The organism is Domibacillus indicus (genome assembly GCF_023715895.1).
Lineage (GTDB): Bacteria > Bacillota > Bacilli > Bacillales > Domibacillaceae > Domibacillus > Domibacillus indicus_A.
Genome location: NZ_JAMBOO010000005.1, coordinates 58,441 through 73,813 on the forward strand (window position 1 = coordinate 58,441; position 15,373 = coordinate 73,813).

Sequence of the window (15,373 nt, forward strand, 5' to 3'; positions counted from 1 at the left end):
AGATAAAAGCCCCATTTCAAGGAAGTGTATGTAGTTGAATAATCTTAAATCAATCGAATACTTTGTTGCTGTGGCAGAATACGGCACGTTGACCAAGGCAGCGCATCATCTTCACGTTACGCAGCCTGCTTTAAGCAAACAAATAAAGTTATTTGAGAATGAACTTGGATATAAGCTGTTTGAACGCTCTCATCAGGGGATGAAGCTTACAGACAAAGGAAGGAACTTGTATGAGGATGTTTCCCCCCTGTTGCTTGCTTTGAAAAATAAAATGAAAGAACACAGTATAATTAAAAACATCCGCTTCGGCGTCTCTCCTTTTCTGGCTACCTATTACCTTCCTGAGCTAGAAGCCGAACAGAAGATTAAAATAGATTTTACGGTCACACGGGAAGAATGCAGTGAATTTCTTCCTATGCTCGAATCAGGAAAAATCGATTCTGCTATTGTGCAGGATTACGCTTCCTACCCGGGCCTTTTTTCAAAGTTTCTTTACGAAGAAGAGTTCCAGGCCGTGGTTCCTAAAGGGCATCCTTTAACCGAAAAAGCATCTATACATATAAAAGATTGCCTGAATTATCCTCAGGTTTTGCCGCCAGAAGACAGCCAGTTGTATCGTAATATTCAGTCATTCATAAAAGAAAAGAACATCGAACCAGTGAAAATTGTTTGTATGCCCTATCACACTATTACTGATTATGTGATGAAAGGATATGGGATCACCTACCTTCCTGCGCTTATGATTGAACATCTGTCTTACAAAAATCTGCAGTTTATTCGATTAGAAAACAAAGAGCTGATCAGAAAACTATATCTTTTTGCAAATAGCCGCCACGTTTTTGATATAGTCTGGCAGCAGTTACAAAAAGAACATTCTTTGTAGTTATTTTAGCGGCTTTAAGCCGTCAGAAAAATTGATCAATCGATATAAAGGTATAACCGTAAGTTATACCCCTGTAGTCATTCCTCCTTAGAATTGATTATTCGGCCGAAAAGTTCTAAAGATCCTTCTTCATTTGTTTAACCAAAAATCAGGTTAATTTTAAAATATAGAAGACCAGCTCTTTGGCACTAGGTAATAATATGAGATAATATGATATAATACAGTGATTATGATTGCATTTAGGAGGCAAATATGGACGATTTATTAAAATTAAAAGATAAAACGATTGTTATCATGGGCGTAGCAAATGAGCGTAGCATTGCTTGGGGAGTAGCAAAATCCCTTCACAAAGCAGGCGCAAAACTTATTTTTACATACCGAAAAGAACGTTCACTTCAGAAACTAGAAAAGGCTTTAGCTGCTACCAGCATCGAAGCAGAATTGATTGTTCCATGTGATATCAACAGTGACGAAAGCATTCAAGCTGCTTTTTCCCGCATCGGAGAAAAAACAGGTATCATTCATGGTGTTGTTCATTCCATCGCTTTTGCACATGCAGAAGATCTGAAAGGTGCGTTCATCGACACGTCCCGCGACGGTTTTGCATTCGCGCAGGATACAAGCGCTTATTCCCTAATCGCGGTAGCGAAAGCAGCAAAACCTTTCATGACAGAAGGCGGCTCTATTATCGCGATGAGTTACCTTGGTGCTGAACGTGTGGTTCCAGGCTACAATGTAATGGGTATCGCTAAAGCGTCACTTGAAGCTTCTGTCAGATATTTAGCGGAAGATCTAGGTGCAAGTGATATTCGCGTGAACGCGATTTCAGCTGGCGCTGTTCGCACTTTAGCGGCAAAAGGCATCCCATCTTTTAATGAGATTCTTCATCAAATCGAAGAAAAGGCACCGCTTAGAAGAAACGTCACACAAGAAGAAGTTGGCGACATGACTTTAGCGATGCTGAGCCACCTTTCAAGAGGCGTTACAGGCGAGATCGTGTATGTGGACTCTGGCTATAACATTCTCGGTTAACCTTTATCCTTCATTTTTGCATACCACTATAGATTCTCATCTTTTAAGAGTGAGCGAATCTTAAATATATGGAGCTCATGCATTCCAAAAAATAAAAAAATCCACCAAGGTATAAGCTGCCTTGGTGGATTTTTTTATCCGTTCGTTTTTTCATTTTCTTTTTCAATAGCCAGCCTCAATACCAATAGCGCAAGCAGGACCGTGAGCGGCGTCATGAGCAGCTTTTCTAAATCAGAGTTGGAAGCAGTATTGCCCACTGAATTCAGCACCATAATTCCAAACATGGTCCATAAACCAACATTTACGGTTCTCTTGAATCTGCCTTTTAGAAAATAGCCTAATTTCATAGCAACGATCAAAATAAATACCGTTTGTACCAGGATTGATATCGCTTCAAAAATGATTAAATCTTCCTGACTCTTTAAGCGTCCTCCCCAGACAAAATCATACGGCAAAATGTTCAAGACGATTAAGATATGCATAAAGAGGGCTGCTGTGTTGATGGCGAGTATGATATTCCCCGCCATCCGCGTGCCAAGTACTGTTTTCATTGTGCCTCCTCATTCGATTCGGACATGTTTAATCACACTCAGCAACAAACTTCAAGAAATGCAATCGATCACCGTCTGTTTTACTTATATAGGCAGTGCTATTATTAACGGCTCTAACGCCTTCGTTGTTTTAAGTTATTTTAAGTCCTTTTCAGTGTATTCAGCTGCTAAGAGTTTATGTTAAAAAGGACTGCTGGCAGTAAGCAACCGTGGAACATACTTATTACCAGGCCAGCTGAAGGATGTTTCGTACATCCTCTTCATGCAGTTTTACAAAGTTGCCAAGCGGCCCTCTCTCCGTGCCTTTTTTCGCCATTTCATCAATGCGGTCATCACCAATGTCTACCTGTCTCAAAGAAACAGGCATGCCGATCGAATGGAAAAACTGCTTTGTTTTTTCGATGCCTTTCAGCGCTGTTTTTTCGAGGTCATTCAAGTCGATTTCTACATCCCATACTCGATGCGCAAATTGAGCAAAACGGTTGAGATCGTGTTTGTATACATACGTCATCCATGCCGGGAACACGATCGCAAGCCCCGCACCGTGGGCAATGTCATAAATGCCGCTGATTTCATGCTCGATGTCGTGGCTTCCCCAGTCACCTACACGCCCTGTGTTTAACCAGTCGTTGTGAGCAACCGTTCCCGCCCACATGATCTCTGCACGCGCATGATAATTCTCGGGCTCATCCAAAACCGTATGCGCATTATTAATAATGGTTTTTAGTGTCGCTTCACAAAGCCGGTCTGTCAGTTCCACGTTTTTCTCATTCGTAAAATATCTTTCCAGTATGTGAGCCATCATATCCGTTATACCGCAGGCCGTTTGATAAGCCGGCAACGTATATGTAAGTTCAGGGTTTAAAATGGCAAATTTCGGTCTCATCGAAGGGTGGCCCGTCGCTCTTTTATACCAGCCGTCCTCCGCCGTAATAACCGTACCGTTACTTGTTTCACTTCCCGCAGCCGGAATGGTAAGAACGACACCAAGCGGCAGGCAGTCTGTAACAGCACTTTTCCCCGTAAAGAAATCCCATACATCTCCCTCGTATTTCACACCCGCAGCAATTGCCTTTGCAGAATCAATAACGCTTCCCCCGCCTACGGCTAGAATAAAATCAATATTGTGCTCCCTGCATAGTGAAATACCTTCCCGAACAAGGCTTACTCTCGGATTGGGCTGTACGCCGCCTAGTTCAATGATCTCGATTCCCTGCTCCCGCACAGACTGCATAACTCTATCGTATAAACCGCTTTCTTTAATGCTTCCCCCGCCGTAATGCAAAAGCAGTTTTTTACCGTATACAGCAGCTTCTGTCCCTACTACTTGTTCCTGTCCTTTTCCAAAAATAACTTTTGTAGCGTTTTGAAATACAAAATCCTGCATTTGCGTATCCTCCCCTAACGTGATTCGTTTCATTGAAACAAGCATTTTTATCGTATCATTAAATCGGTTAAAAGCAGAGGGACCCTTTTCCCGTTTCTAGAAGCAACAAATTTATTTTATGTCCCGTTTTTCAAGTAATGATATATATCTAATTAGCTTTCTGTCCTTCTTAATCTTTAAAATATATCCTTATGAATTTTAACTCACTTTCCTTTTGTTACTCTCTCAAGCACAAAAAAGTATCCAGATTCCTCTTTTCCGCCTTTCAGATCCATAACACCCAGTACAGTATGGTCATCCACTTTTCTAAACATGTCATACATGCCATGCTGGTCATAAATCATTGTGGCACTTAAGACGCCTCTATACTCCAGCATACGTATTCTCGCTTTGTCTTTTTTGGTTGCGATAAAAGGTGATGCAGCTGAAAACAATGGCTTAACCAGGGATCTAGGAATTTTGTCAAATGGCAGAGACAAAGGGATAAAACCCGGATTGATCTTATACAATACACCATTATTTTTTTGAAAAACGAGCGGATGGACCGTTTCGGAGTCGATAAATTCCTTGCCAAACCAGTTCACAGATTCAAGCAGGCCATCCATCGGGTGGTTCGTCCTGAACTCCCTGCCCTTCCATAATCCGATCATAAAAGAAAGATCGATACTTTCCAATTGGTCAAAAAATTGAAAGGCCTCCGCTTGCGATATGGGCCCTTCTGTAAGAAACTTCTCCAGCTTTGTGCGGGGATTCATTCATCAGCCTCCTCACTTCTTTTCCCTTTTCTTTCCTCCGTTCGTTTCATTATACCCTTTTTACGCAAAGAAAAAGACCGAGCGGAAACCCGGTCTTGATTACGTAGCTTTTCATACTGCAATGGTTTTGTATTTTAAAAAGGCGCCCCGCTCATAGCATGCTGGACAGATATTACAAAGGTAACCCCATTTTCCTGACATACTATTAGTATTTTGGATTTAGAACTTTTCTCTATCTATATATAACTGCCTGAATGTTTAGAAAATCAGGTAATCTTTTTTGCTTTTTCAGCTTGATATCCAGCCAATTGATGCTTCGAAAAATAGGATTTTGCTGCTTCTAAACACTGCTGCGCAAATTTCTCATATCCCATTTCCTTCAATCGTTTTGTATGAGGTAATTCGATAGAGTAAGGCATTTCCGGAAGACTGGTTACAATAGCTGCCACATCAATTCCCCCTTCTCCTACATACGAACGTTCTTCTCGAAGGATACGGGTCATTTCTTCTAGGGATTGTGGAATACCCGCCTGAGCATCGCATAGATGAAGAAAACGAAACCAATCCCGCGGTAATTGTTGCAGATCCTCTACTTTTTCTTTTGAGCGATGAAAATGATGAACATCAATCATTAGTCCGGCATTTTCTTGTTTGGCCGCTTTTAATATATCTACGGCTTCTGCCAGCGTCGATACGCTGGCAATCGGTACAAATTCCAGTTCGACAGTAAGTCCAAACGGATCTGCAAGCTCGCACAATTCTACGAAGCGTTCGACCGCAAAGGATCGGTCATCTGTCCAAATGCTGCTAAGTACGTGGCATCCGCCAAGCTCAGCTGCCACTTCCATTGCAGGAAGATAGCTTTTCGGCTCTGTTCCGTCACAAATTCTTGCAAGTTCAATATCCAGCAGCTTCATCCCCGTCTCAGCCATCGCTTTCTTTGTTTCTTTTAACAGCAGCTTACTTTCTGTTAAAGAAACTGCAGGCTCTCCAGGCACGCCCATGTGAATAGGTCTAAAGCTAACAAAATCATAACCGGTTCTTGAAGCGATATATGTCATCTCAGGCGGCAGACAGCCAAGTACAGTGAGGTAGGCAAGAGAAAATTGTGGAGCCATCTTTCTTCCTCCAATCGTACATTTTGTAAATATAGCTTAGTTTGTCGCCACGTGGTGAACAGTTTTGCCCGGTGAGTAAATATCCATGATGTTCCAATGCCCTGCGGTTGGCACTGGATTATTCAGCATAGCTACATCAATAACAACCGGTTTGTTGGCTGCAATCGCAGCTTCAAGAGCCGGCTTAAACTCCTCTGCTTTTTCAATTTTCACGCCTTCTATGCCGTATGCGCGGGCAATCGCCGCAAAATCTGGTGAATACGGCTGGCCATCCTTTTCGAATAATGTGCCGAGTGTCGTGCCGTAGTGGGCTTTTTGAAGACCGGCAATCGTACCAAAGGCAAAATTGTTCATAATCACCCAGATAACCGGTATATTTTCTTCTGCTGCTGTGGCAAGAAGCGCCGGGTTTTGCCCAAAACCGCCATCACCCACAAGAGACACAACTACACGGTCAGGATGAGCGACTTTAACGCCCAGTGCAGCGGGTGCGCCAAAGCCCATCGTCGCGAAACCGCCCGGAGTGAAAATGGTGCCTGGCTCTAAAATATCAAACTGCTGGCCGACGCCGTTTTTATTCCAGCCAACATCTGTTGTGATAAAGGCGTCACGCGGCAGTACGTCGCGCACTTCTGCTAAAATCCGCTGAGGCTGCATTGGAAAGCTGTTATCTTTAATAAATTCTTTATTGCTGTTTTTAAAAGCTTGCTTATTCGCGGCGATCTCAGCCTTCAGCGCTTCATTTCGGCGGCCTTCTGGCGCTATTTTCTTTGCTACTCGGTTCAATACGGTTAATGCTTGCTTTAAGTCTGCCACTGCACCCATCTCGACTGGATAGTTGCGGCCAATTTCGCTGGCTTCAATATCGATTTGGATTAGTTTGGTCGGCGGAAAATGAAAAGTATACTCGTCTTCCCATGAGCTGCTGTCCGCTTCGGCAAAACGAGTGCCAAGAGCTAACATATAATCCGCTTCTTTGCATTTATTGTTAATAAACTCAGTGCCCCAGAAGCCAGTCATGCCAAGCACAAGTGGATTGTCGTCTGCTACTGCCCCTTTGCCCATCAGTGAATGCGCTACCGGAAAATCAAAATGATTCACAAACTCAGCCAATTCTTCTGCTGCATCTGCAAGCAGCACGCCGCCGCCCGCGTAAACAACCGGGTTTTTCGCATCAAGAAGAGCATTAATAATCGTTTCTGCTGTGTCTTCATCGATGGACGGTTTTTGAAGTGCCTTCGTATGGTGTTTTTGTTTTTCAAACAGCTCCGTATCAATTTCTTTTGAAAAAATGTCCATTGGAACAGATACAAGTACCGGTCCTGGTGTGCCCGTTTCAGCCAGCTGGAATGCTTTCTCTAAAATTTCCGGCAGCAGATGCGGGCTGTCTACACGCCATGCGCGTTTTACAAAAGGACGGTAAATTTCATACTGTGTCGCATCCGCATGAAGGTTGATCTCCTGATGCGGGTGCTTTCCGTAGTAATGGCTTGGCACATCGCCCGCAATGACAACCATTGGAATACAATCCATTGCTGCATTCGCCACCCCGGTTGCGGCATTGGTCATGCCCGGCCCCACATGGCTTAATACAACAGATGTCTGCTTTTTCGCGCGTGCATATCCGTCTGCGGCATGGGAAGCCACTTGTTCATGGCGTACGTTAACAAATTTAATTGAACTTTTTTCTAGCTCTGTTAAAACAGCAATATTGGTGTGCCCGCACAGTCCAAAAATATGTTCTACACCGCGGTCTTCTAAATATTTAACGAGTTGACGAGAAATCAGTTCTTTCATTGATGAAAGCCCTCCTTAAAGTTCAAAATAATTTTGGCGTATTGCCCTGAGACAGCCGCTTCGTATGCACGCTCATATTCTTTAAGCGGAATGATATCCGCAATAATAGGATCAATTGTGAATTCCGGCAGCTTCAAGTATTCTGCACTTTCCGAGAAATCAGTCGGAAAGTTGTAAATGATGCTTCCATGAATAGAAATTTCATTGCGGACGATTTTCAGGATCGGCAGTGTGGCTTCATCCGTTAAGCCAATTAAAACAACTTCACCGCCCGGTTTTACAATATCTACAGCCTGCTCAACTGCCTGTCTGACACCTGCTGCCTCAATCACAACATCAAATTGCATCTTTTCTGGCACAGCAGATGGAACAAACGTCTGAATATCACCGTACACAGAAACCTTTTTTAGCTTTTCCTTATTGATGTCAATAGCTGTAATATCTGCACCGAGGTGAGCAGCAAGCGCAATGGCAAGCTGTCCTTCTGTTCCGCAGCCAATTACCGCAACGGAGGTGCCTTTTGTAATGTTCGCTCGTTTAAAAGCGTGAATGACAACTGCAAAAGGCTCAATTAACACAGCCCGTTCATCCGATAATTCATCCGGGACAGGCAAAATATATTTAGCAGGCACCGTAAATTCTTCCGAGAAGCCGCCGTCTGTGTTGACGCCAAGAGATTTTTTAAAAGCACAAAGATTGGTTTTTCCTTTTTGGCACTGTTCACACTCACCACAATAGGAGTTTGGCTGTACCACAACGCGTGTACCGATTGGAATATCCACTTTTTCTCCAGCTTCAATGACCATTCCAAGCAGTTCATGCCCTGGAGTAAGCGGATAAGAAGCATGAGCAATTTTCCCTTTATACACACCAATATCGGATCCGCAGATGCCGCCGTAAATTAATTTGAGTTTTACTTCATCCTGCTTCGGTGCCGGGGCACTGCTTTCTTGTAAAGAAATATCCCCAGGGCCTGATATATGGAGACTCCGCATTTTATTCACCGCTGTAAGTTCATTGAGTTTACGCTCTAAAATACTCATAGGCTCACACCGGAAGCTGAAGCACGATCATTTTTGATTCTGTCATGTCTTCAACAGCGAAACGCGGGCCCTCACGTCCAATACCGCTGTTTTTGACGCCTCCATACGGCCAGTGATCCAGACGGAAATTGGAAGTTCCATTAATCACAACTCCCCCAACAGCCAGTTCATGTGCCGCTTTATAAGCCAGGTCGAGCTGATTTGTGAAAATACCTGCCTGAAGACCGAAATCTGAATCGTTCGCTTCTGAGATGGCTTCTTCGATTCTTTCATAAGGAAGAATGCTGACGATTGGGCCAAATACCTCCTGGCAGACAACATTCGTTGTTTTAGGCGGATTCAGCAAAATTGTTGGCTGAACACTAGCACCGTTCTGTTTGCCTCCTGAGACAACTTCGGCTCCATCTTTTACAGCTAGATCGATCCAATTAACGATACGGTCAGCTGCCTGCTCATTGACTAACGTGCCCACATCAGTTGATGGGTCAAGAGGATCGCCTACTTTCAGCTTTTCTACTTCGTTTTTCAAAAACTCCTTAAACTGGGGAACGACTGATTGATGCACATAAATACGCTGAACAGAGATACAACTCTGTCCCGAGTTGCTGAAGCCGGTACGCGCGCACATGGCTGCAGCCCTCTCCAAATCTGCGTCTTCATGAACAATGGTCGCCGCATTTCCGCCAAGTTCGAGCAGCACTTTTTTCATTCCGGCAATTGAGCAAATATTGCGGCTGGCTACCGTACCTCCCGTAAACGAAATAATGTTCACACGATCATCTTTTACAATGGCCTGCCCGCTTTCCACTCCGCCGAGAATCATGTTTACTGCATTTAATGGAAGGCCGGCTTCATGCAAAAGTTTCAATAAAGCGCTTGCAATTAAAGAAGTTTGAGGCGCCGGCTTTAAAATCGTACTGTTTCCTGCAGCAAACGCCGGGCCTACTTTATGACAAACAAGGTTTAATGGAGCATTAAAAGGAGTAATAGCGGCAATTACGCCTACTGGAACACGAAACGTCACAGCGATTGCTTGTTCTCCACGTTCGGAAGCATCTCCAGGCATGCTCTGCCCATGCAGCCGTTTGGCTTCTTCTCCTGACAGCTCCAGTGTTTCAATGGAGCGGGATACTTCATCCAGCGTGTTTTTCAGTGGTTTGCCAAGTTCTAATGAAATTAATGTTGCAAACTCTTCTTTTCGCTCCTCTAGAAGAAAAGCGGCTTTCTTTAAAATACGAGCCCGTTTATGTGCCGGGATGGCCGCAATTTCTTTTTTGGCTTCAAATGCAGCTTGTAGTGCTTGTTCTGTATCTTCCATTGTCGCGAGTACTTGATGCCCAATAACCTCTCCAGAATATGGGCTTTTTACTTCTATGACTTCCCGATTTCCTTCCAGCCACTCACCATTTACAAACGGCTGAGCTCTTTTAAGTTCTGTCATAAGGGCCGTTTGTTGTTTTTTCAATTCTGCCATACGGATCACCTGCTTTTATAAATTTTTCACGTTATTAGATCGATCTAATAGAAAGCCTTTTTTTAGATCGATCCAATAATCGACCTAATAACATCGCTTTCGTGTAAGCGTTAACAACATCTTATAACAGCTTAACGTTTTATGCAATACTTTTTATACAATTTTTATTAAATTTTTAATGCATGGACGAAAACGAATAATTTTGTTAGGTTTATAGAGTAGATCGATCTAGAAAGAAGGTATAGTATGGTTTTACTCCTTTATACATCCTTGATTATCCTTTACATTTTGTCTGTTTTTTTTGATGCTTCTTTTCTCCATTACATTGTAGGAATTGCAGCCTTTTTAACACTACTGACAGCTGCCTTTCGGGCAAAAGGGCTGTATTTTTACTCCGGGCTTCTGTTTTTTCTCATTGGATCTGTGCTTTTTATCATGCAAGATCTTCCCTGGCATTACTTTTTTTTATATTTCGATTCAATGCTCGGTGTAATGTCCCTTTTTCTTGTACTGCCTTTTTTAAATTCTATTATCCGAACCGGACATTATGACACGAATCTAAACACTCTGCTTCGCCAGAATGTTCAAGGGTTTGAAAAACTATATCGGCGCAGCTTTCTTGTATCCCATGTGCTTGGCTTGTTTTTAAACGTTGCCACGATTCCGTTGCTAAAAAACACGCTTCATCATACCTTGAAACAGTTTCCAAGAGAAAAAGCACAAGCTTTTCTTTCTCAAAGTCTTCTTCGCGGCTATGCCCTTTGTTTATCGTGGAGCCCGATGGAAGTCATGGTGATTACATCACTCGATATCACAGGAAAAACATACATTGAAATTGTTCTGGTTATGTTAATGCTCGTTCTTCTTTTTACCGCCGCTGATTACACCATTTCTTTTTTTAAGTATCGTACATTTGGCTTACATATCGCAGATTCTTTGCAGAAAAAATCAAATGTCACACGGAAGCTGCTTCAAATGGGCGGCATGCTTTTGCTTTTTGTCTGCTTAGCCTCTATATTTCAGCATTACTTTCAAACAGGCTACCTGCTTTCTGTTGTGATCGTAATTATTCCTATTTCATTATTATGGGCTTGTTTAATTAAAAAGCAAAAACGGTATCTTAAAATCACGATACCGCACTGGAAAGAACGTACAAGAGGCCTTTCCAATTACTTTTTTATGTTTTTAAGCGCCGGTTTATTTGTGAATATGCTTTCTGAATCTCACACGCTGTCTTTTTTACAAGATATGTTTTACAGCGTTTCTCATCAAACACTGTTTTTTTATGTTTTGATTGGCCTGTACTTTTTCGTGACGTCGCTTGTCGGCTTTCACCCGCTTGTTTCCATTACCCTTTTAGGAGAGCTGCTGAAGCCTTCCTTGCCCGATGCATCATCTATTTCACTTACCATTGTGCTGATTACCTGCAGCCTGGCAACTGTGATGTACAGTCCTTTTAATTTATCGGTTTCTATCCTGTCGGACCTTTTGCGTATCAATCCATTTAAAATTGTACGGTGGAACCTCCCGTTTGCGTTACTTTATATGAGTGTCAGTATTTTCATTGCTTATACAATAGGGCTGCTTCTTTAACACATAGAAAAGGTTGAGTGTTGGGAGCTGAATGAAAGGAACACCGTGCTTTTCCAATTCTTTATATTCATTAAAAAAGCGATTCCGGGTGGAATCGCTTTTCTGCCTTGTTCAGAAGAGGCTGAACGAATAAAAGACTTATCCCAGCTTTACCTGTCCTTCTGGTTTTGGACTAAGCATGGAACAAGGACCTGCTTGAAGCATATAACTGCTGCTGTCTGTTTTTCCAAGCAGCTGTTGGACTTCTTTTGCTGCATCAATCATTTTTGCTAAGTCAATCTCTGTTTCAATGCCCATTTCCTCAAATCCGTGTACAAGATCCTCAGAGGCAATGTTTCCTGATGCTCCAGGAGCATACGGGCAGCCGCCTAACCCCGCAATTGAACTATCAAAATGAATCACACCCTGCTGCAAAGCGGCAACCGCATTGGCAAAAGCCATGCCGCGCGTATTATGAAGATGCATTGAAAACGTCATCGCAGGAAACTGTTCTGTTAATCGGCCAAGATAACTGTAGACTTGACGTGGATTAGCCATACCTGTTGTATCGGCCAGCGATACCTCTTGAATTCCCATTTTAGTATATCGATCTAATATAACCGCCAGGCGATCGACAGGAACAATTCCTTCATACGGGCAGCCAAAGGCCACTGAAATGGAGCCTCCCACTGTTACTCCATGTTTCTCCGCTAATGCAATAATAGGTTCTAACGCATTCTGGGCTTCTTCTACTGTCGCATTTGCATTTGAAAGACTATGAGAATCTGTTGCAGACAGCATGAGTTTTAATTTTTTAATTCCCACGTCAATGGCACGCTGCGCTCCTCTTGCATTTGGGACGAGTGCCCGGAATTTAATATTGGTTAAATCCTGTGTGCGTGTGACAACTTCTTCTGCATCTTTCAATTGAGGAATGGCTTTTGGATGAACAAATGAAGTAATTTCCATTGACTGTATACCTGTGCGGGCCAGTTTTCGAATAATCTCTATTTTAGTCTCTGTCGGTATCCAGTCGTGTTCTGCCTGAAATCCATCACGCGGCGCTACTTCACAAATTACGGCTTTAGAAGGGATCTGTAAATCAGTCATCAATTAAATAACTCCTTTCGCTTTTAAGTCAGCCATTTCGGCTTCAGACAATCCTAATTTCCCGACTAATATTTCTTCATTATGCTCACCAAGTTCCGGTGCCCGGTAGCGAATGGCACCTGGTGTATCAGAAAAGTTTGGTACAACATTTGGAACTTTTACTTTGCCAAGACGCGGATGCTCTACTTCTACAATGTTTTGGCGGGCTGCGTAGTGCGGGTCATTAAAAATATCTTCAATACTTAAAATAGGACTCACCGGTACCCCAAAGTTGTCGAGCTTTTCCTGAAGTTCTTTTTGTGTAAACCCTTTAATAAATTCACGCACAATTTCTTGTACTTCTTCATCATTCTGCAGACGTACCGCATTTGTATAGTACCGCTCATCCTCCAGCATATCTGTACGTTCCATTGCCGCTGCCAGGCGGTCAAAAGTAGAATCGGTACTGCAGACGAGCACGACGTATTTGCCATCTTTCGTTTCGTATGTTCCGGCTGGGCTTGAATGACCGGCAAGGCCTGGGCTTCTGCCGCGCACTTTGTCGTTTTGATCATACTCGGCGATTAAAAACTCAAGCATACGGAAAATCGATTCGTACAATCCCATTTCTACAACCTGGCCTTGTGCTTCTTCATGTGTATCCCGGTGGTAAAGAGCACTCACAGCTGCAAACGCCACATAAATGCCAGTAATGTAGTCAAGCAAAGAATAGGATGGACTGACCGGCGGGCGGTCTGGATAGCCCTGTAAATACGTATGTCCGCTGAACGCCGTACCTGGTGTTCCAAATCCAGCTTTTTCACGATACGGGCCGGTCTGGCCATAACCCGAAACACGCACCATGACCAGGTTCGGGTTAACCGCTTTCAAGACGTCATATCCAAGACCCCATTTTTCAAGCGTTCCTGGCCGGAAGTTTTCAATGAGTATGTCGATATCTTTAATTAATTTCAGGAAAATGGCCGTTCCTTCTTCTGAATGAATATTAAGGGTAATGGACTTTTTATTGCGGGCAAGACCCGGCCAGCGCAGCGGTTCACCATCTTTCCATGGTCCGACGGTACGAAGAGTATCTCCTTTATTCGGCAGTTCGACTTTTGTTACTTCTGCTCCCAAATCTGCCAGCAGTGTAGCACCAAACGGCGCAGCGATCATCGTAGAAATATCTAAAATCTGTACACCCGTTAATGGGCCGAAATTTTTCCGTGACATATTAACCTCTCTCCTTTAATGACATTTTCTCGTCTGTGCAGCAGGCCAACTTTGATCAAATGCCGGATCTGCAGCACAACCTTTTTATAGTCTTACTCTTCAATTTCAATTCGCTTTACTTCTCCAACTACAAAGATATAGGTGAGGGCCCCAATTAATGCAACTACACCAACAAAAACAATAGCGCCGTTAAAGGAACCTGTTTGACTGACAATCATTCCAATGACAATCGGTGTAACTATCGCTGATAAGTTACCAGCGAGGTTAAAGACCCCACCTGCTAATCCAACGAGCTCTTTAGGGGCAATATCGGAAACAAGTGTCCACGTAATGGCGGACATTCCCTGGGCAAAAAAAGCAAACGACATAACCGCGATAACCAAACCAATAGAAGTTGTATAATTTGCTGCTATAATTGTGCAAGCGCCAAGCAGGCCGAGAATAACCGGTGTTTTACGTGCTTTGCTGACAGATACACCTTTCTTTACCATCCAGTCCGACCAGTAGCCGCCAACGAGAACCCCAATTCCGGCCGCAATATATGGAACTGACCCTACAAATCCTGCTTTTAATAGCGTGATCCCTTTTTCCTGTACCAGATAGCTTGGAAACCAGGTCAGAAAAAAGTAAAGAGTCGATGTAACGGCAAACTGTCCTATGTAAATGCCCCAAAATTGTCGGTATTTAAATAGGTGCCGTGCTTTTGACCAAGTAATTTTCTGCCTCTCTGGCGCCTGATCCGCCAGGCCGCCGCCGTCCCGAATATACGCTAGTTCTTCCTCATTCACATACTTGCTGTCTTTTGGTTCCCGGTAAAATGCAAACCAAACCGCCGCAAATAGAATACCGATCACCCCAGTTACTAAAAAAATAGACTGCCAGCCAAATGAAGACAGCAGCCAAAATAGAAATGGCGTGGCTACTGCTAGCCCAACATATTCCCCTGCTGTATAAACACCTGTGGCAAGCGCTCGTTCACGCTGAGGGAACCAGGCAGCTACCACCCGGCTGTTGGCCGGAAAAGCCGGTGATTCAGAAAACCCAAGACCGAGCCTCAGCCCAAACAACGCCCCAAAATTTTTAGCGAACCCTTGAAAAAGTGTAAAAAGCGAAAATAGAATCAGGGATACCCCATACACCAGCCGTGGTCCAAATCGGTCAATCAGCCAGCCGCCCGGTATTTGCATAAAAGCATACGTCCAGCCGAAGGCAGATAAAATGAGCCCGAGCATGGCCGCATCGAGTCCAAGATCATCCTGAATAGCAGAAGCAGCTACTGCCATGTTGGTGCGGTCCAAATAATTAATAGCGGTGCCAAAAAACAGCAGTGTCAACATGATGAAACGGGCACGGGTCGGTTTATTCTTATGAAGAGGGTCCGGCAATGTACTATGTTTCAATGGATAACTCATTGTTACACCTCCAAAAAAATTAAACGC

Annotated in this window: 13 protein-coding genes; 3 read left to right on the forward strand and 10 right to left on the reverse strand. The window is 43.5% G+C overall.

Going from position 1 to position 15,373, the window contains the following annotated elements; genetic code table 11:
* Positions 1 to 34: 34 nt before the first annotated feature.
* Positions 35 to 883, forward strand: a complete 849-nt coding sequence (locus M3221_RS11125) for a LysR family transcriptional regulator (RefSeq protein WP_251271846.1) — start codon at positions 35 to 37, stop codon at positions 881 to 883.
* Between the two features lie 252 nt (positions 884 to 1,135).
* A complete protein-coding gene (fabI, locus tag M3221_RS11130) occupies positions 1,136 to 1,915 on the forward strand; it encodes an enoyl-ACP reductase FabI (RefSeq protein WP_251271847.1) in 780 nt (259 codons plus the stop codon).
* 134 nt (positions 1,916 to 2,049) lie between these two features.
* Here fabI and M3221_RS11135 read toward each other — a convergent pair whose 3' ends face one another.
* The 7 genes from M3221_RS11135 to M3221_RS11165 form a co-directional block, all read right to left on the reverse strand.
* Positions 2,050 to 2,466, reverse strand: a complete 417-nt coding sequence (locus M3221_RS11135; protein ID WP_251271848.1) for a hypothetical protein — start codon at positions 2,464 to 2,466, stop codon at positions 2,050 to 2,052.
* A gap of 223 nt (positions 2,467 to 2,689) precedes the next feature.
* Positions 2,690 to 3,853, reverse strand: coding sequence for an iron-containing alcohol dehydrogenase (locus tag M3221_RS11140; protein WP_251271849.1), 1,164 nt, complete (start codon positions 3,851 to 3,853; stop codon positions 2,690 to 2,692).
* Between the two features lie 203 nt (positions 3,854 to 4,056).
* The gene (locus tag M3221_RS11145) at positions 4,057 to 4,608 is read right to left on the reverse strand and encodes a DUF4334 domain-containing protein (RefSeq protein WP_251271850.1); all 552 of its coding nucleotides are present in this window, start codon (positions 4,606 to 4,608) and stop codon (positions 4,057 to 4,059) included.
* A 266-nt stretch (positions 4,609 to 4,874) separates the two neighbouring features.
* Complete coding sequence (locus M3221_RS11150; protein ID WP_251271851.1) at positions 4,875 to 5,726, reverse strand: sugar phosphate isomerase/epimerase family protein; 852 nt, start codon at positions 5,724 to 5,726, stop codon at positions 4,875 to 4,877.
* A 36-nt stretch (positions 5,727 to 5,762) separates the two neighbouring features.
* The gene (locus M3221_RS11155; protein WP_251271852.1) at positions 5,763 to 7,523 is read right to left on the reverse strand and encodes a thiamine pyrophosphate-binding protein; all 1,761 of its coding nucleotides are present in this window, start codon (positions 7,521 to 7,523) and stop codon (positions 5,763 to 5,765) included.
* Entirely contained in the window at positions 7,520 to 8,566 is a 1,047-nt protein-coding gene (locus M3221_RS11160) for a zinc-dependent alcohol dehydrogenase (RefSeq protein ID WP_311316136.1), read from the reverse strand. The genes M3221_RS11155 and M3221_RS11160 overlap by 4 nt, the downstream gene beginning before the upstream one ends.
* 4 nt (positions 8,567 to 8,570) lie before the next feature.
* The gene (locus tag M3221_RS11165) at positions 8,571 to 10,040 is read right to left on the reverse strand and encodes an aldehyde dehydrogenase family protein (protein ID WP_396120273.1); all 1,470 of its coding nucleotides are present in this window, start codon (positions 10,038 to 10,040) and stop codon (positions 8,571 to 8,573) included.
* Positions 10,041 to 10,286: 246 nt separating this feature from the next.
* On the opposite strand from M3221_RS11165, the gene M3221_RS11170 reads away from it, so the two are divergent.
* The gene (locus M3221_RS11170) at positions 10,287 to 11,633 is read left to right on the forward strand and encodes a hypothetical protein (protein WP_251271853.1); all 1,347 of its coding nucleotides are present in this window, start codon (positions 10,287 to 10,289) and stop codon (positions 11,631 to 11,633) included.
* A gap of 138 nt (positions 11,634 to 11,771) precedes the next feature.
* On the opposite strand, the gene M3221_RS11175 is transcribed toward M3221_RS11170, so the two are convergent.
* From M3221_RS11175 to M3221_RS11185, 3 genes are all read right to left on the reverse strand, one after another.
* Complete coding sequence (locus M3221_RS11175) at positions 11,772 to 12,722, reverse strand: hydroxymethylglutaryl-CoA lyase (protein WP_251271854.1); 951 nt, start codon at positions 12,720 to 12,722, stop codon at positions 11,772 to 11,774.
* Positions 12,723 to 12,725: 3 nt separating this feature from the next.
* Positions 12,726 to 13,934, reverse strand: a complete 1,209-nt coding sequence (locus M3221_RS11180; RefSeq protein WP_251271855.1) for a CaiB/BaiF CoA transferase family protein — start codon at positions 13,932 to 13,934, stop codon at positions 12,726 to 12,728.
* Positions 13,935 to 14,026: 92 nt separating this feature from the next.
* On the reverse strand, positions 14,027 to 15,346 hold the full coding sequence (locus M3221_RS11185) for an MFS transporter (RefSeq protein WP_251271856.1): 1,320 nt from the start codon (positions 15,344 to 15,346) through the stop codon (positions 14,027 to 14,029).
* Positions 15,347 to 15,373: the final 27 nt, after the last annotated feature.

Coding starts and splice junctions, on each gene's coding strand:
- fabI (WP_251271847.1), top strand. CDS start 1,136: ATGGACGATTTATTAAAATTAAAAGATAAAACGATTGTTATCATGGGC.
- M3221_RS11135 (WP_251271848.1), bottom strand. CDS start 2,466: ATGAAAACAGTACTTGGCACGCGGATGGCGGGGAATATCATACTCGCC.
- M3221_RS11140 (WP_251271849.1), bottom strand. CDS start 3,853: ATGCAGGATTTTGTATTTCAAAACGCTACAAAAGTTATTTTTGGAAAA.
- M3221_RS11145 (WP_251271850.1), bottom strand. CDS start 4,608: ATGAATCCCCGCACAAAGCTGGAGAAGTTTCTTACAGAAGGGCCCATA.
- M3221_RS11150 (WP_251271851.1), bottom strand. CDS start 5,726: ATGGCTCCACAATTTTCTCTTGCCTACCTCACTGTACTTGGCTGTCTG.
- M3221_RS11155 (WP_251271852.1), bottom strand. CDS start 7,523: ATGAAAGAACTGATTTCTCGTCAACTCGTTAAATATTTAGAAGACCGC.
- M3221_RS11160 (WP_311316136.1), bottom strand. CDS start 8,566: ATGAGTATTTTAGAGCGTAAACTCAATGAACTTACAGCGGTGAATAAA.
- M3221_RS11165 (WP_396120273.1), bottom strand. CDS start 10,040: ATGGCAGAATTGAAAAAACAACAAACGGCCCTTATGACAGAACTTAAA.
- M3221_RS11170 (WP_251271853.1), top strand. CDS start 10,287: ATGGTTTTACTCCTTTATACATCCTTGATTATCCTTTACATTTTGTCT.
- M3221_RS11175 (WP_251271854.1), bottom strand. CDS start 12,722: ATGACTGATTTACAGATCCCTTCTAAAGCCGTAATTTGTGAAGTAGCG.
- M3221_RS11180 (WP_251271855.1), bottom strand. CDS start 13,934: ATGTCACGGAAAAATTTCGGCCCATTAACGGGTGTACAGATTTTAGAT.
- M3221_RS11185 (WP_251271856.1), bottom strand. CDS start 15,346: ATGAGTTATCCATTGAAACATAGTACATTGCCGGACCCTCTTCATAAG.